This window comes from Burkholderia sp. BCC0097 (genome assembly GCF_902832985.1).
GTDB classification, from domain to species: domain Bacteria; phylum Pseudomonadota; class Gammaproteobacteria; order Burkholderiales; family Burkholderiaceae; genus Burkholderia; species Burkholderia orbicola.
In genome coordinates this window covers 249,864-265,837 of sequence record NZ_CADFDM010000008.1, presented here as the reverse complement: position 1 = coordinate 265,837, position 15,974 = coordinate 249,864, and the positions used below count along the sequence as shown (strand labels likewise).

Genomic DNA, 15,974 nt, shown 5'->3' with positions numbered 1-15,974 from the left:
GTCCGGCCGCCGGTATCATTAGGGCACTTTCTTTTCCCGATGGACCGCAGGAGAACACGTCGTGCATGTCGGTGAGCGTTTCAACAGCATTTCCCATCTCGTCGGCGCGGTGCTGTCGGTGGCCGGTCTCGTCGCGCTCGTGACGATGGGCGCGCTCGAGGGCGACCCGTACAAGGTGGTGAGCTTCAGCGTGTACGGCGCGATGCTGATCCTGCTCTACGCGATCTCGACGGCGTATCACAGCGTGCGCAACCCGCGCGTGAAGGCGATCCTGCAGAAATGCGATCATGCGGCGATCTACCTGCTGATCGCCGGCAGCTATACGCCGTTCACGCTGGTCACGCTGCGCGGCCCGTGGGGCTGGTCGCTGTTCGGCGTGAGCTGGGGGCTCGCCGTATTCGGCATCGTGCAGGAGCTGACGCTCGGGCGACGAACGCGCCTGCTGTCGATGATCCTCTACGTGCTGATGGGCTGGCTGGCGCTCGTCGCCGTGCGGCCGCTGATCCATGCGCTGCCGCCGATCGGCACCGCGTGGCTCGTGGCCGGCGGCGTGATCTACAGCGCGGGGATCTACTTCTTCATCAACGACGAACGCATCCGCCACGGGCACGGTATCTGGCACCTGTTCGTGCTGGCCGGCAGCCTGTGCCAGTTCGTCAGTGTCGCGATGTATGTCGCGTGAGCGGCATGGGGCGTCGAGCCGGCAGGTAGCCCCAGGCGAGCGGTGTGCCCGCCGGGGAAGGCGCTATCGGCGCGCGGCGGCTCGCGGAAGGGCGGTCGTTGCGGCGGGTGCCGGCGCTGCCTGCACCGTCAGCCACCACGTTGCCGCGGCGAGCACCGACAATCCGGCCGCCAACGCCAGCACCACCCGCATCGCCACCGGGAACGGTTGCAGCGTCGCGATGCACGCGCCGAAGATCGCGACGCCGAGCGCCGATCCGCTTTGCCGTGCTGCGTTCAGCACGGCTGCCGCCACGCCGGCGCGCTGCCGGTCGATCGTCCCGAGCGCCGGCGACGTCGCGGCCGGCGAGATGAATCCCGATGCGAAGCCGATCGCGAGCATCGGCGCGACGGCGAGCCACGCGGGCGTCGCCGCGCCGATGGCCGTCATCCCCAGCGCGCCCGCCGCGTAGAGCGCGAACGCCGCGCACATGGTCCCGCGCGCGCCGAAGCGTGCAACGACCCGCCCCGAGATGAGGCCGCCGAGCGCGACCATCGCGGTCATCGGCAGGAACGCGAGCCCCGTATCGAGCGGACTGGCGCCGCGAACCTGCCGATAGAACAGGCTGAGCACGAACAGCAAACCGTAGAACACGAACGCCGACGCCATCGACACGAACGTGGAACCCGCGAACAGCCGGTTGCGGAAGAACGCGAGCGGCAGCATCGGTTCGCGGCGCCGCGCCTCGATCGCGATGAAGGCGATCCACGCCACGACGCTGGCCACCGCGCCGCCGACGATCGGCGCCGAGCGCCAGCCGAGCGACGGGCCTTCGATCAGCGTGCCGATCAGCGCCCCGATCGCGACGACGGCCGCCGCCTGACCGCCCCAGTCGAACTGCCGCGACCGATCGACGGCGGCGCGCGTGACCGTTCGGCCGAGCCAGATGCCGGCGAGCCCGAGCGGCAGGTTCACGAAGAAGAGGCTGCGCCAGCCGAACAGATCGATCAGCAAGCCGCCGATCAGCGGACCGGACGCCATCGCGATGCCGCCGCAGCCCATCCACAGGCTGATCGCCGACGCGCGCGCGGCCGGCTCGGGGAACGTGCGGTTGATCAGCGCCAGCGAGCAGGGCACCAGCATCGCGCTGCCGATGCCTTGCAACGCGCGGGCGACCGCGAGCGCCGGCAAGGTCGGCGCGATGCCGCACAGGGCCGACGCGGCGACGAAGACGGCCAGCCCCGCCACATAGACGGTGCGATCGCCGAGCCGGTCGCCGAGCGTGCCGCCCGTCAGCAGCAGGCTCGCGAACGCGAGCGTGTAAGCGTTCACTATCCATTGCAGACCGGCCACGCGGCTGCCGAACGTGTGCGCGATGTCGGTGAGCGCGACGTTGACGATCGACGCATCGAGCAGCACGAGCATGTAGCTCACGCAGGTCGCCGCGAGCACGCGGCGTGCGGCGGCCCGATCCGGTACGGCGGCCGTCATGCGCGTTCGGGCGATGGCGAGGCGGCGGCCCGCAACGCATTGAACCCGACCCATCCCCAGTACACGCGGTGATGCGCGATCAACCCGTCGCGCAGGTCCATTACCTCGACGAGATCGACCTGATCGCCGTCCGGCGTTGCGCGCGGGTATTCCCAGACGAGCTGGCGGCCGTTCGAGAAGAACAAGCCGGTCCGGTACCAGCGCCCGAGTTTGTTGTCCGGATTGCGCAGGCCGGCCGCGAAGAATGCGCCGATCGCGGCCTTGCCGTGCAGCACGCCCGAGCCGTGTTCGGGCAGCGTGGCGACGACGAGCGGCGTTTCGAGCACCGCGTCGTCGGCATACAGCGACATCAGCGCGTCGAAGTCGCGGGCGACGACGGCGGCGTGCCAGTCTTCATGGATGCGCCGGGCGGCGGCGTCGGTGTTGGCGGGTGCCATGGCGGGTTTCCGGAAGTCGATCACGGAAACCACTGTAGGGGCGCGCCGCCGCGGGACGTTTCACGTCGACCCGAAACGTGGATGCCCTGCCGTGGCGAAGGCGGTCGGGCGTCGGCCCTTAGCCGGCCAGCGCGTCGAGATTCAGCGTATACGACTTGCCGATCCACACCGCGCAATCGCGATGGTCGCGCAGTTCGTCGTGCGTATTCGGATGCAGGAAGATGTCGAGCGCGCCGTGGTTCAGCACGAGCCACGGCACGATGTCGTCGAAGCGCGCGGCGTCGAATGCGATCTGGTACGACCAGGCCGGATGCGGGCCGACGAGGCGTTCATGAAAGCGGCCGAGTTCGATGACCGCGCCGAACCGCGCGTCGACGACCTGGCGAAACGCCCAGGCCGCGTCGCGGCTCGCCGCATCGAAATAGACGTGCGCGTGCCAGCTGTCGATGGCGGTAGTGTCGAGGGCAGCCATGAAGAAACTCGATTAAAAATGAAGAATGCGTGAGAGGCCCTGCGAAACGGCCGATGCGTGATTATCGCGCGTCCTTGCCGCTTGCGTCGTGTCCCGATCCTGCACGCCGATGCGAGTGATTTGTCCTGCATCAGAAGAATCGAACGACCCGACGAAATCGCGTCGGCGCTATCCGCATGCGCGATATCACGCCAGAAGCCTTGTGGGCAGGCGCGCCGGCCGCGATCGCACCGGCAACACGTCATTTCGGAAATGGAAAGAGCGGTATGTGCGCCGCATCGGATGCCGGTAAAAATCCGATCAGATCGTTGAATGAAATAAAGAAATTCCATTTCGAAGGGATTCGCGAATGATGCGGCCTGCACGCCGAATGCCGCACCTGAAAATAACAATTGCGGATTCGGCTATTCAAGCGGGATGCGGCCCGACATACGATGATTTCAACGCATCGATGATGGATCGATGCGGGGACAACCATCTGGAGGCCACTATGCGATCCCTCGTTCCCGTTGCCGTTCTTTCCTGCGCACTCGCTGCGCTGCCGGCCGTCAGCTTCGCGCAGTCGATCGGCGCCGGCGACATCCCGCATGCCGCGCCGTTGACGTGGTCGGCGGCGCGTGCCGAAACCGATGTGCAGCTGATGCAGATGACGCGTGCCGGCTATCGCGCGACGACGGCCGGCAACCAGAACTATCCGCTCGCGATGCAGCGTGCGCTCGAGCGCGTGTACAACCCGATGCCCGACCGGTGGCGCGACGAGAAGGCCGCGATGGAAGCGCGGGCGGCCCGCGACGCGCAGAGCGGCCATCCGGTGAAGGCGTTCTTCGTGAAAACCGCGTACTACCTGAAGGGCGAGAACACGTTTTGATGCAGGAGACGAACATGGCATGCCCGAACCGATTGTCCAGCGTGTGGCGTGCGCCGGCGATACGCAGGCTGCCGGAAGCGGGCGCGACGCGACGGCGCGCCGATATGCACGGCATGCGGCGCTGGCCGAACAGCCCGCGCGACGCGGGCCGCGGCGCCGTCGTCTGCCGCAGCACGTGGCCTGGAGCGGCGGCGGACGGCGCATCCGCGAGCGAGGGCGAATCTTGACGTCCTCCTCTCCCTAAAGGGAGAGGATTCCCACACCTGGCGATGCACGTCCGCATCGGAGAATGTTCAACGCAGCGTTGGTATCTCGATCATGCTCGACACCACAGTCACTGCAGGCCCACTCTCTTATTCTCAGTCCCGCGATACCTTTCGGCCGCGTCGTGCTGTCTTTCGATCCGCACGCCGAACAGGACTGGGTGGAACCCCTTTCGTCGACTTCCTCGAACGTGGCCCCGTGCGCGATCGCCTTGTAACGGAGCTTGTTTCGGAAGGACGACCAGGATGCGTCGTAGACGCTCTTCGCCATCCTGGTTCTGGCAAGTTTCGCGGCCGACACGTTGCCGACCGCGATGTAATCGAAACGCCGCACCAGATCGAGCGCGAGCTTGTGCTGGAAATCGGCACGGGCGTTCGCCACCTTGGCGTACAGCTTCGCGATATGCCGCTTGTGCTTTCGCGCCCGTTGCGCTTTCGCCAGCTTTTCCGCCGCTCGTCGACCGAACGGGTCATTGGGCAGTTTCTCGCCCGTCGAAAGTGTGGCGAAGTCTTTCAGGCCGAGGTCGATTCCCACACCGGAACGGATCGGGCGGGCCTGCACATCAGGCATCTCGATCACGATGTTGAGAAACCAGTTGCCGCGTGCATCCTGCGCAAAGTTGGTCCCGTCCTTGATCTTGCCTTCGGGAAGCGGTCGACTGTTGAACACGCGGAAGGTGTTCCCGGCGAAGCGAAACGCTTCGCCTTCGCGCTTCAGGTCGCGGCCCTTCAGCGGCACCCAGCCCAGCGACTTCCTGCCGCGATAGCGCAGGTACGGGCGTCGACGCTGACTGCGCGACTTCGCGTATTGCTCGCACGTCGCGTTGACCGTGCCGGAGTGAATGCCGAGTTCCTTGCTGCTGCCGGTCGTCAGCACGTTCAGGTCGAATCCTGTAGGCCACTTCTTGCCCCACTTGAGCGCGTGCTTCTGCGTGTCGTTGCAGAAGTTCCAGACGTAGTTCACCGCGCGGCTCTGCTTGTTAAGCAGTCCGTTGAGCGACTTCACGCGGTAGCGGTAGACAAGAATCATGCCGGTGATCCTAACCCGTGGAAGAAGCTGCCTGTCAACAGCATTCCTTTCCTCCCCGTCCTGAAGGACGGGGTTTCTCGGAGCAACTGATGAAGGCCGCCCGAAAAGGCCGTCGCCATCCGCCGTTGACGCGCGAATGGCTGCTGCCGCTGCCACCCGCGCATGCCCGCGACATCTCGCTGAAATGCCACATGGCGCTGGTCGCGCTGCGCGGCGAGCACGGTAGCGAAACGCTGCTGATGCGGCTGCGCACGAGCGTGTTCCTGGTGTTCCTCGCGCTCGACGATGCGGTCTCTCCCGACGCGACCATCGACCTGTGCGTCGACGCGGAGCGCGTGCTGGACGCGAGTGTGGCGCGCGCCGCGCAAAGCGGTGCGTGGACGCTGCACGACGACGAATGCGCGGTGCTCGAACGCGTGCTTGCCGCGAACGACGCGTGCGTCGCGACGCTCACGCGGCATCGGCTGGCCGAGCTGTGGCGTCATGTGTGCACGTTCGCTTGCGCCGAACAGCCGGGGATCGTCGCGCAGGCCGCGGCGAAGATGCGGGAGCCGGCCGTTCTGCATTGAGGGGCCACCCACGGGCCGTGTTTCATACGCGTCCGATTCCATCGCGCGGCCGCGCGCCGTCTAATGACTTGACTGGGAACCCGGCGAGTCCGGGCGACGAGGATCCATCCTCGCGTTTGCGGCGATCATGCGTGTCGACGCGAACGCATTCGTTTCGGTCAGGAGGAGCGATGGCGCTATACAGGAGCGGCGGCTACTTCACGTGCGGAAGTGGCCGCGCATTCAGCGAGAATCTGCCGCCGGGCAGCAAGGTGACGGTGGCGGGCATCTATCGGTGCACCGTATGCGGCGACGAAATCGGCATCGCGAAATGGCAGACGTTGCCGTCCGAGGAAGCGCATCCGCACGATCTCGATCCGCCGTCCGACCCGCTGCTCGATCCGGGGCCGACCGCCTGGCAACTGATCGCCGCAGCGGAGTCGCGAAGCTAGGCAACCGACGTTCGCCCCCGCACGCAGGCGCGCAAGCGCTGTGCGTCACACGGCGTCCGTCAAAACAAAAAGCGCCACGGAGCGAGTGAGCTCCGTGGCGCTTTGTCGATTCGAGCCGCTGCGAAGGCGCGAACCTTCTCGCGGCGCGACGCGCGACTTAAGCGGCCGTTGCCGACTTCGCCGGCTTCTGCAGCTTGCCCTTGCCGGCGCGCTGGATTTCCTCGAGCTTGATCTCGACGTGGCGCGAGAACACGTACTCGGCCGGACGCTGCTTCGCGATCGAGATGTCCGGTGCGAACGGGCCGTCGGTCTTGATGCCCTTGCGGCTCACGCGCAGCGCCTTCAGCGGGTTCGAGATCGTGTCCATCACGGCCGTCGCTTCGAAGCCGCAGTGGACCATGCAGTCCGCGCACTTCTCGTAGTTGCCGACGCCGTAGTTGTCCCACTCGGTCGTTTCCATCAGTTCCTTGAAGGTCTTCACGTAACCTTCGCCGACCAGGTAGCACGGCTTCTGCCAGCCGAACACCGTACGCGCCGGGTTGCCCCACGGCGTGCACTTGTACGTCTGGTTGCCGGCCAGGAAGTCGAGGAACAGCGACGACTGGCTGAACGACCAGCGCTTGCCGCCTTCGCCGCGCTTCAGGATTTCGCGGAACAGGTTCTTCGTCTTGTCGCGGTTCAGGAAGTGCTGCTGATCCGGCGCGCGCTCGTACGCGTAGCCCGGCGACACGGTGATGCCGTCGACGCCGATCGGGCCCAGCGTGTCGAAGAACTTCGCGACGCGCTCCGGCACCGCATCGTTGAACAGCGTGCAGTTGATGTTCACGCGGAAGCCGCGGCGCTTCGCTTCCTTGATCGCCGCGACGGCCTTGTCGTACACGCCTTCCTGCGACACCGAGTGATCGTGCGCTTCCTTGTCGCCGTCGAGGTGGACCGACCAGACGAAATACGGGCTCGGCTGGTAGTCGTCCATCTTCTTTTCCATCAGCAGCGCGTTCGTGCACAGGTACACGAACTTCTTGCGCTTCATGATGCCCTTGACGATTTCCGGCATGTCCTTGTGGAGCAGCGGCTCGCCGCCGGCGATCGACACGACGGGCGCGCCGCACTCGTCGACGGCCTGCAGGCATTCCTCGACGGACAGGCGCTGGTTCAGGATCGGATCCGGATAATCGATCTTGCCGCAGCCGTTGCACGCGAGGTTGCAGCGGAACAGCGGCTCGAGCATCAGCGCGAGCGGATAGCGTTTGTTGCCGGACAGGTGCTGGCGCACGATGTAGGCGCCGACACGGACTTGCTGGAGCAGCGGAATAGACAAGGGATGTCCTCCTTAAACTTCGCGGGCGACAGCTTGCGTGAGCTTCGCCGGCAACTTGAATTCGACTTTTTCTTCACGGCCCGCCATCGTCGCGACATCGACGGGCCCCAGCGCGCGCAGCGCGCCAATTACATCCTCGACCATTTCTTCGGGCGCCGACGCGCCGGCGGTCAGGCCGACCGTCTGCACGCCCGCGAACCATTCGGCCTTCACTTCCGAGCCGTCGGCGACGAGATAGCTCGGTACACCGCTTTCGGTGCCGATCTCGCGCAGGCGGTTCGAGTTCGAGCTGTTCGTCGCGCCGACGACGAGCAGCACTTCAACCTGTTCGCTCAGCTCGCGCACGGCGGCCTGGCGATTCTGCGTGGCATAGCAGATGTCGCGCGTATCCGGGCCGACGAGGTCGGTGAACCGGCGCTGCAGCGCTTCGATGATGCCGCGCGTGTCGTCGACCGACAGCGTGGTCTGCGTGATGTACGCGACCGGCGTATCGACGGGCAACGTCAGCGTATCGACTTCTGCTTCGCTCTGCACGAGGATCACCTCGGCCGGAATCTGGCCGATCGTGCCCTCGACTTCCGGGTGGCCCGCGTGGCCGATCAGGATCAGCCGGCGGCCCGCCCCGACGTACTGGCGCCCCTGCACGTGCACTTTCGTGACGAGTGGGCAGGTCGCGTCGAGCACGTCGAGCCCGCGCGTCTGCGCGTCGCGCTCGACCGTCTGGGCGACACCGTGCGCGCTGAAGATCGCGACAGCGCCGTGCGGCACCTCGTCGAGCTCCTCAACGAATCGTGCCCCTTTATTACGCAGATTTTCGACGACATGCCGGTTATGCACGATCTCGTGACGCACATAGACCGGCGCACCGTGCTGTTGCAGCGCGCGATCGACGATCTCGATCGCACGGACAACCCCCGCACAGAAGCCGCGGGGCTGGGCAAGGATGACTCGCATAAGTGAGCGAACTCCGACGACAAACGCCGGGTTCGAGGCGCTTGGCACGCGCTTGCTCGCCCCGGCTTGATGTTATGAAGGCAGGAACGAACCGGCCGGCCAGGCCCCGGTACCCCGAATTAATCGCGCATTTTAACCCTATCGGGCCGTCCGTGCTTTGGTGCTGTATCGGCTCCGTTGCAATTGTGGGAGAGCCGCGTCGGCGCTGGCGCGCGCGGAACCCGGTAAACTGCGCGGTTTCATCGGCGGCCGCTCCGGCTGCCCGCCATCGCGCTCATTTCAAGGCCATTCGATGACCGTCGATTCTTACGCGTATCGCCCTTCCGCTCGTGGGGTTTCGGGTGTTTTGTGCCCGACCCCCATTTATGTCGAACCCGCCAGCGCCCGGCAGGAGGCAGGGCGATGATGCTGGCGATCGCTTTCCTGGTGTCCGGCCTGTCGCTGGTGATCTGGATCGTGCTGCTCGTCGCGCGCGGCGGCTTCTGGCGCGCGCAGCCTGCGCGGCCGCTGCCGCCCGACGCCCGCGGCGCGGCGGCCGAGGCGGGCTGGCCGGCCGTCGTGGCGGTCGTGCCGGCGCGCAACGAAGCCGACGTGATCGCCCGCGCGGCAACTTCGCTGCTCGAGCAGGACTATCCGGGCCACTTCCACCTGATCATCGTCGACGACCACAGCGACGACGGTACCGCCGACGCGGCCCGCGCGGCCGCGCTCGCGATCAACCGTGCCGACCGGCTGACGGTGCTGAGCGCGAAGCCGCTGCCGGCCGGCTGGTCCGGCAAGGTGTGGGCGCAGTCGCAGGGGATCGCGGCGGTGCGGACGCTCGGCCTGCCGGCCGATTACCTGCTGCTGACGGATGCCGACATCGGCCATCCGCCCGACGCCGTCGCGCAGCTCGTCACGCGCGCGCAGGCCGAGCATCGCGATCTCGTATCGCTGATGGTGCGGCTGCGCTGCGACTCGTTCTGGGAAAAGGCGCTGATTCCGGCGTTCGTGTTCTTCTTCGCGAAGCTGTACCCGTTCTCGTGGATCAACAACCCGCGCAACCGGACGGCCGGCGCCGCGGGCGGCTGCATGCTCGTGAAGCGCACGGCGCTGGAAGAAGCGGGCGGCATCGAATCGATTCGCGGCGCGCTGATCGACGACTGCAGCCTCGCCGCGCAAATCAAGCATCGCGGCGGCGGTCGCCATCCGATCCGGCTCGATCTCGCCGATCGCAGCGTGTCGCTGCGCCCGTACGACAGCTGGCGCGACATCTGGAACATGATCGCGCGCACCGCGTTCACGCAACTGCACTATTCGCCGCTGCTGCTGGCCGGCACGCTGCTCGGGATGACGATCATCTATCTGGTGCCGCCCGTCGCTGCGCTCGCCTACGGCGCGCGTGCGTGGCCGGCCTGGCTCGCATGGGCGTCGATGTGCGCCGCGTATGCGCCGATGCTGCGCTACTACCGGCGCTCGCCGCTGTGGGCGCCCGCGCTGCCGCTCGTCGCTTTGTTCTATGTGGGCGCGACGTTCGCGTCCGCGTGGCGTTACTGGCGCGGCAAGGGCGGGCAGTGGAAGGCGCGCGTGCAGGCGCCGGTGGATCGCTGACGCCGAGTGTGCCTCGGGAGGCATGCCTCCCGGCAGCCGGAAAGCAAACAGCCCGATCGGTGCGAACCGGTCGGGCTGTTTCGTTTTCGGCGGTGTCGTGTGCCGATGCCGAGAGCTTACCGCTGCGTCAGCATCATGTACATCTGGACCACGACGTCCGGCGAGAACGTAAACGGGACCCAGCCGTAGCCGGTGTGGCGGGCGACCAGCAGGCGGTCGCCATTCGATTGCTTCTGCACGGCCATCATCGGGTTCTTCGTCGTCACGAAACGCCAGCCGGCCGGAATGCCGGGCGGCGGCTCCGGCTGCATCGACGCACGCGCGTGCGCGAGTTCCTCGATCAGCTGGCCCAGTTGCTCCGGATGCAGCGTGATCGACTGGCCGTTGATGGTCAGCGTGAGTTCGTTCTGGGACGGGCGCGCGACGTGCAGCGTCGCCTTGTCGGCCGGTGCGGCAGCGGTGTCGGTTGCAATCGCGGAGTCGGCTTGCGCCGCCGGGACGATCGCGGCTTCGGCGTCGACGGTCGCAGTCGACACGTCGGCAGCGTCGGCCTCAACCGGTGCGGCTGCGTGTACGGCCGGCTCCGTTGCCGGCGTGTCCGCCGGTGCCGGTTCGACGGCTTCGGCCGTCACCGCCGTGGCGGCAACCGCGCTCGTCGCGGCTTCCTTGACGACGGCCTCGACCAGCGCTTCGGCGTCGGCGATGGCCTTCGCGTGGTGCTGCGCGGCCGCTTCGGCCTGGGCGATCGCTTCGGTATGGCGCTGCGTGATGGCTTCGGCTGCGGCGGTCGCTTCGGCGTGGCGTTGCGCGGCGGCTTCGGCCTGGGCGATCGCTTCGGCGTGACGCCGCGTGATGGCTTCGGCTTCGGCGGTTGCGTCGGCATGACGCTGGGCGGCGGCCTGCGTGTCGGCGAGCGCCTGCGTGTGACGCTGGGCGAGCGCTTCGGCCTCGGCGATCGCGGCCATGTGGCGCTGTGCGGCGGCCTCGGCTTCCGCGGTCGCTTCCGCATGGCGCTTCGCGGCGGCCTCGGCTTCGGCGGTCGCCGCGGCATGACGTTGCGCGGCCGCGTCGGCTTCGGTCGCGGCGGCGTTATGACGCTGCGCGGCGGCCTCGGCTTCGGCGATCGCCGCCGCGTGGCGCTGCGACGCGGCTTCGGCATCCGCATGACGTTGCGCGAGCGCTTCGGTCAGCGCGGTGGCTTCCGCATGGCGTTGCGACGCGGCCTCGGCTTGCGTGGCGGCATCCGTATGACGTTGCGCGGCCGCTTCGGCGGCGGCGGTGGCGTCGGCATGGCGCCGCTGCGCGGCTTCGGCATCGGCGGCAGCGGCCGTGTGGCGCTGCGCGGCGGCCTGCGCTTCGGCTTCCGCCGCCGCGTGACGCTCGGCCGCGGCCCGGGCTTCCGCTGCCGCGGCGCGCGCGAACGCTTCCGCGCTGCGTGCCGCCTGCTGGGCGGCGTGGTGATCGTGGAGGAGCTGATCGACGCCCGTGGCGAGCGAAGCGATCTGATCGTTCAGGTTCATGCGTGTCTTCTCTGCGTAAGACCCGCGATTTTAACCGCTGCGCCGATGCCGGTCCGCGCGCGACGTGTAACAAAGTGCGCAAAGCGGCGCGAGGGGCGCCGCTTTGTGTTACTTGAGGTAGCCCGCCGAGCCGAACCAGTCCAGCGCATCGCGCAGCCCTTCGCGATACGGGCGCGCACGGTAGCCGAGCTCGCGCTCGGCCTTCGCGGACGTGAAATACATCTTGTTCTTCGACATCCGCAACCCGTCGACGGTGACGAACGGCTCCTTCTTCGTGAACTTCGCGACCGCTTCGGCGCCGACCGCGAGCGGGTACAGCGGCCAGCGCGGCAGCGCGATCGTCGGCGCCTTGCGGCCGGTCATCTGCGCGATGTCCGCGAGCATCTGCTGCAGCGGCAGGTTCTCGCCGCCGAGGATGTAGCGCTCGCCGATCCGGCCGCGCTCGAGCGCGAGGAAGTGGCCGTGCGCGACGTCGTCGACGTGCACGAGGTTCAGCCCCGTATCGACGAACGCGGGAATCTTGCCGAGCGCGGCCTCGACGATGATGCGGCCGGTCGGCGTCGGCTTCACGTCGCGCGGGCCGATCGGCGTCGACGGATTGACGATCACGGCGGGCAGCCCTTCGTCGGTGATCATCCGTTCCACCGCGCGCTCCGCGAGCACCTTGCTGCGCTTGTAGACGCCGATCGCCTGCTCGGCCGTGAGCGGCCGGTTCTCGTCGGACGGATCGCCGGCGCTCGTCACCTTCAGCGTCGCGACGCTGCTCGTGTAGACGATCCGCTCGACGCCTTCCGCGCGGGCCGCGCGCATCGTCGCGATCGCGCCTTCGAGGTTCGCGCGCTCGATCTCGTCGGGATCGGGCGCCCACAGCCGGTAGTCGGCCGCCACGTGCAGCAGGTAGCGCACGCCGCGCAGCGCCGTGCGCATCGACGCCTCGTCGCGCATGTCGCCGGTGACGATCTCGGCGTCGAGATCCGCGACGTTCGTGCGCGGGCTGGTCGCGCGCACGAGCACGCGCACCGCATAGCCTTTTTGCTGCGCGATGCGCGCGACGGCCGAGCCGACGAAACCGGACGCGCCGGTGACGAGAACGAGATCGCGGGAAGTATCAGTCATGCGTTTCCTTCGGGGCCGCGCGGGCGGCGCGGCGGTTGGGCATCGGCGAGATTGTACGTGGTCGGCGTGCGCGGCGACGCCCGGCCGGCGCGTGTGCGAAGCAGCCGACGCGACTACAATGCCGGGCTTGAATGCAACGGGAGGGCGATGCGATGAGCCGCAATGAACTGGACGAACGGATCGAGACCTACTACGTGCGGGTGCGCGGCGTCGTGCAGGGTGTCGGCTTTCGGCATGCGACGGTGCGCGAGGCGCATGCGCTGAAGCTGCGCGGCTGGGTCGCGAATCTCGAGGACGGCACCGTCGAGGCGATGATCCAGGGCCCCGGCGCGCAGATCGACCGGATGCTTGCGTGGATGCGTCACGGGCCGCCCGCCGCGCGCGTGACCGAGGTGACGTTCGAGGAACGCCGGACCGAGAAGCGCTTCGAACGCTTCCAGCAGCAGTAAAAAAGGCACAAAACGATCATGACGGGGTATCCGGAAGCCGGGCGCGGTCTCACGCTGTCGGTGATGGCGTCGACGCTGTTCGCGCTGATGTCGGCTTACGCGAAACTGCTCGCGCCGCTCACCGGGCTCGACATCTTCGCGTGGCGCATCGTGTGGACCGCCCCGGGCGCGCTCGCGCTGATCGCGCTGCGCGGCCGTTGGCCGGCGCTCGTCGAGCTGGCGCGGCGCAGCGCGCGCGACTGGCGCCTGCTGATCGCGCTGCCGGCGAGCGCGGGCCTGCTCGGCGTGCAGCTGTGGCTGTTCCTGTGGGCGCCGCTGCACGGCCGCATGCTCGAAGTGTCGCTCGGCTATTTCCTGCTGCCGCTGACGATGGTGCTCGTCGGCCGCTTCTACTATCACGAACGGCTCGACCCCCTGCAATGGGCGGCGGTCGCCTGTGCCGCGCTCGGCGTCGCGCACGAGGTGTGGGCGACGCGCGCGTTCGCGTGGCCGACGCTGGTCGTCGCGCTCGGCTATCCGCCGTATTTCGTGCTGCGCCGGCGAATCAACGCCGATTCGCTGGCCGCCTTCGCGATCGAGATCGTGCTGCTGTGCCCGATCGCGTTCGCGATGGTCGCGACGAGCGCAACGAGCGTCGCCGGCCATCCGCTGCTGTGGGCCGCGCTGCTGCCGGGGCTCGGCCTCCTCAGCACGCTCGCGCTCGCGAGCTACCTGAAGGCGAGCCGGATGCTGCCAATGGCGCTGTTCGGGATTCTCGGCTACGTCGAGCCCGTGCTGCTCGTCGTGGTGTCGTTGCTGCTGCTCGGCGAGACCCTGAGCGTCGCGCAGCTCGCGACGTACGGGCCGATCTGGGTCGCCGTCGCGCTGACCGCATGGCACAGCGCGATGCTGATGCGGCGCTTGCCCGCGCGCGGATAACCGCATCGTCACGATGCGCCGGCCGTGCGGAACGTGCCCGCGCAGCGCGCTTCATCCGAGCGTCGAACACCGCGCGTCGCGCTGCCGACTCCCGCCGAATCCCTCGATCCTGACCGCCAACTGGCGACGCGCTGACGCGAATCTGGCGACGCTGCCTGCTTCGCCGCGCAACGCTCGCGCTTGTAATCGAACAGAAGATTCGGTTGCACTTTGTTACTTAGGGTCTCCCCTGATCGGCTACTAGACTGGCCTGACCGACTTCCCTTCGTATGCAGCTTTTCCATGAACGGTCATCTCCGCGCCTGGCCAGCCGGATTGGCGCGATACGGGCATACGCGTATCGCCGCTGATCGCGCTCGCCGCCTCTCTCCCGATCCTTTCCCCGGTGCGTGCCGCACCGCCGTCGTGCAGGTGCGTTCATGTCGTTGAGCCCGCCGCGTTCCGCCATGGTGCAGCCGTCGCGCAGCGGCCGTCTGATCGAAGTCGACTTCTTTCGCGGGCTCGTGCTGTTGATGATCGTCGTGGATCACATCGGCGCGAGCGTGTTGTCGCGCGTGACGCTGCACGCCTTCGCCCTGTGCGATGCGGCCGAGGTGTTCGTGTTCCTCGGCGGCTTCGCGACCGCGAGCGCGTATGGCGCGATCGCCGAGCGACACGGCGCGCGCGCCGCGCAGCAGCGGTTCGTGCGGCGCGCGATGCAGATCTACCGCGCGTTTCTCGCGACGTCGACGCTGATGCTCGTCGTGTCGGCCGTGCTCGATCACTTCGGCATCGATGCGCCGAACCTCGCGCTCGACGACGTCAGCGTGATGCTCGCGTCGCCGCTCACGGGTCTCGCCGAACTGTTGACGTTCCAGCGCCAGCCGTATCTCGCGTCGGTGCTGCCGATGTACGTGCTGTTCGCGCTCGCGTCGCCGGTGCTGGTGCCGTTCGCGCGGCGCCATCCGTGGCTGCTCGTCGCGATCAGCGCCGCGTCGTGGCTCGCCGCGGGCTGGCTCGGCCCGGAATTGCTGGACACCGACGGCTTCCGCTGGAGCTTCAATCCGTTCGCGTGGCAACTGATGTTCGTCGCCGGCGTGCTCGCGCGCTGCCAGCCGTTCTACCGGCGCGTCGCGCTTGGCCGTTGGGGCGCCGCGGCGACCGGGCTCGCGTGCGCGATCGTGCTCGGCTGCGCGAGCTACAAGCTGTTCTCGGGGCTGCCGGTGCCCGAAGGCGTGCTCAAGCGCGATCTCGCGCTGCCGCGCGTCGTGAGCTTCGCGGCCGTCGCGTGGCTGATGGCCGATTGCGTGCGCTTCGGCTGGATCGCGCGGATCGCGCAGGGCGTACGGCCCGTCGTGGCGGTCGGCCAGCGCGGGCTGATCTGCTTCGTCGCGGGTGCGGCGATCTCGCTCGTGATCGATTCGCTGCTGCATCCGGTCGCGGGCAGCGCCGATCTGCGGCATGTCGGCGTGGGCCTCGTCGCCGACGCGTGCGCGCTCGGGCTGATGATGGCGGTGGCTGGATCGGGAACGTGGATCGCGCGCTGGCGCGGCGCGGCGGCGTAGGCGCGCGCAGGGTGGTGTGCGGCGCGGCAGGCGCCGCGCGGGGTCAGTGAGGTGAGCCGATACGGGAGCGGGGCGTGGCGGTTGCGTCGTCGGATTCGGCGTCGTCGCGTTCGTCCTGCGCCGGCTCGTCGCGCTCCGCGAGTACTGCGTCGGCTTCGGCCGCGGCCCGGGCGGCGCGCATCGCGGTACAGCGCTGCGCGTGCCGGATGTCCGACAGGATTCTCAACAGCCGCGTTGTCTTGCTTTTCATCGTGTTCTCCCGCCAGTGCGCATCTCGCGACGCGGATGCGTTGCCTGCAACCAGTGTAGGACGCGTTCGCGTTTCTGGCGGGAGAATGTGGCG

General features: G+C 67.9%; 18 protein-coding genes. 9 read left to right on the top strand and 9 right to left on the bottom strand.

The window, feature by feature from the left end:
- Positions 1-61: 61 nt before the first annotated feature.
- Positions 62-682, top strand: coding sequence for a hemolysin III family protein (locus HWX07_RS27130; protein WP_124466898.1), 621 nt, complete (start codon positions 62-64; stop codon positions 680-682).
- 63 nt (positions 683-745) lie between these two features.
- Here HWX07_RS27130 and HWX07_RS27125 read toward each other — a convergent pair whose 3' ends face one another.
- The 3 genes from HWX07_RS27125 to HWX07_RS27115 all read right to left on the bottom strand — a co-directional run bounded on the left by HWX07_RS27125 (position 746) and on the right by HWX07_RS27115 (position 3,061).
- Positions 746-2,152: an MFS transporter gene (locus tag HWX07_RS27125; protein ID WP_175878351.1), complete on the bottom strand. Its 1,407-nt coding sequence runs from the start codon at positions 2,150-2,152 to the stop codon at positions 746-748.
- Positions 2,149-2,589: a nuclear transport factor 2 family protein gene (locus HWX07_RS27120; RefSeq protein WP_175878350.1), complete on the bottom strand. Its 441-nt coding sequence runs from the start codon at positions 2,587-2,589 to the stop codon at positions 2,149-2,151. Before HWX07_RS27120 ends, HWX07_RS27125 begins: the two co-directional genes overlap by 4 nt.
- Before the next feature lie 118 nt (positions 2,590-2,707).
- Entirely contained in the window at positions 2,708-3,061 is a 354-nt protein-coding gene (locus tag HWX07_RS27115) for a DOPA 4,5-dioxygenase family protein (RefSeq protein ID WP_011548877.1), read from the bottom strand.
- Between the two features lie 176 nt (positions 3,062-3,237).
- Here HWX07_RS27115 and HWX07_RS27110 point away from each other — a divergent pair, with 176 nt between their 5' ends.
- Positions 3,238-3,414, top strand: a complete 177-nt coding sequence (locus tag HWX07_RS27110) for a hypothetical protein (protein WP_175777868.1) — start codon at positions 3,238-3,240, stop codon at positions 3,412-3,414.
- Positions 3,415-3,551: 137 nt separating this feature from the next.
- A complete protein-coding gene (locus HWX07_RS27105; RefSeq protein ID WP_175878349.1) occupies positions 3,552-3,929 on the top strand; it encodes a hypothetical protein in 378 nt (125 codons plus the stop codon).
- Between the two features lie 240 nt (positions 3,930-4,169).
- Here HWX07_RS27105 and HWX07_RS27100 read toward each other — a convergent pair whose 3' ends face one another.
- A complete protein-coding gene (locus tag HWX07_RS27100; protein ID WP_175878348.1) occupies positions 4,170-5,222 on the bottom strand; it encodes an RNA-guided endonuclease TnpB family protein in 1,053 nt (350 codons plus the stop codon).
- A gap of 89 nt (positions 5,223-5,311) precedes the next feature.
- Between HWX07_RS27100 and HWX07_RS27095 the strand changes: the two genes are divergently transcribed.
- Together HWX07_RS27095 and HWX07_RS27090 are read left to right on the top strand one after the other, a co-directional pair.
- Positions 5,312-5,791: a hypothetical protein gene (locus tag HWX07_RS27095; protein ID WP_175878433.1), complete on the top strand. Its 480-nt coding sequence runs from the start codon at positions 5,312-5,314 to the stop codon at positions 5,789-5,791.
- 170 nt (positions 5,792-5,961) lie between these two features.
- Positions 5,962-6,222, top strand: coding sequence for a hypothetical protein (locus tag HWX07_RS27090; RefSeq protein WP_175878347.1), 261 nt, complete (start codon positions 5,962-5,964; stop codon positions 6,220-6,222).
- A gap of 157 nt (positions 6,223-6,379) precedes the next feature.
- Here the strand turns inward: HWX07_RS27090 and hpnH are convergent, their stop codons facing one another.
- Positions 6,380-7,540, bottom strand: coding sequence for an adenosyl-hopene transferase HpnH (gene hpnH / locus HWX07_RS27085; protein ID WP_011548880.1), 1,161 nt, complete (start codon positions 7,538-7,540; stop codon positions 6,380-6,382).
- 12 nt (positions 7,541-7,552) lie between these two features.
- A complete protein-coding gene (gene ispH, locus HWX07_RS27080; protein ID WP_175878346.1) occupies positions 7,553-8,494 on the bottom strand; it encodes a 4-hydroxy-3-methylbut-2-enyl diphosphate reductase in 942 nt (313 codons plus the stop codon).
- A 402-nt stretch (positions 8,495-8,896) separates the two neighbouring features.
- Between ispH and HWX07_RS27075 the strand changes: the two genes are divergently transcribed.
- Positions 8,897-10,084 carry a glycosyltransferase gene (locus HWX07_RS27075; protein WP_175878345.1) on the top strand — a complete coding sequence of 396 codons (1,188 nt, stop codon included), beginning with the start codon at positions 8,897-8,899 and terminating at the stop codon, positions 10,082-10,084.
- Between the two features lie 116 nt (positions 10,085-10,200).
- Here HWX07_RS27075 and HWX07_RS27070 read toward each other — a convergent pair whose 3' ends face one another.
- Together HWX07_RS27070 and hpnA are read right to left on the bottom strand one after the other, a co-directional pair.
- Positions 10,201-11,604 carry a phage tail protein gene (locus tag HWX07_RS27070; RefSeq protein WP_175878344.1) on the bottom strand — a complete coding sequence of 468 codons (1,404 nt, stop codon included), beginning with the start codon at positions 11,602-11,604 and terminating at the stop codon, positions 10,201-10,203.
- Positions 11,605-11,712: 108 nt separating this feature from the next.
- The gene (hpnA, locus tag HWX07_RS27065) at positions 11,713-12,720 is read right to left on the bottom strand and encodes a hopanoid-associated sugar epimerase (RefSeq protein WP_175878343.1); all 1,008 of its coding nucleotides are present in this window, start codon (positions 12,718-12,720) and stop codon (positions 11,713-11,715) included.
- 152 nt (positions 12,721-12,872) lie between these two features.
- On the opposite strand from hpnA, the gene HWX07_RS27060 reads away from it, so the two are divergent.
- The 3 genes from HWX07_RS27060 to HWX07_RS27050 all read left to right on the top strand — a co-directional run bounded on the left by HWX07_RS27060 (position 12,873) and on the right by HWX07_RS27050 (position 15,631).
- Positions 12,873-13,169: an acylphosphatase gene (locus HWX07_RS27060; RefSeq protein WP_175878342.1), complete on the top strand. Its 297-nt coding sequence runs from the start codon at positions 12,873-12,875 to the stop codon at positions 13,167-13,169.
- An 18-nt stretch (positions 13,170-13,187) separates the two neighbouring features.
- The gene (rarD, locus tag HWX07_RS27055; RefSeq protein ID WP_175878341.1) at positions 13,188-14,087 is read left to right on the top strand and encodes an EamA family transporter RarD; all 900 of its coding nucleotides are present in this window, start codon (positions 13,188-13,190) and stop codon (positions 14,085-14,087) included.
- A 419-nt stretch (positions 14,088-14,506) separates the two neighbouring features.
- Complete coding sequence (locus HWX07_RS27050; RefSeq protein WP_175878340.1) at positions 14,507-15,631, top strand: OpgC domain-containing protein; 1,125 nt, start codon at positions 14,507-14,509, stop codon at positions 15,629-15,631.
- Between the two features lie 43 nt (positions 15,632-15,674).
- On the opposite strand, the gene HWX07_RS27045 is transcribed toward HWX07_RS27050, so the two are convergent.
- Positions 15,675-15,881, bottom strand: a complete 207-nt coding sequence (locus tag HWX07_RS27045; RefSeq protein ID WP_011694889.1) for a hypothetical protein — start codon at positions 15,879-15,881, stop codon at positions 15,675-15,677.
- Between the last annotated feature and the right edge of the window lie 93 nt (positions 15,882-15,974).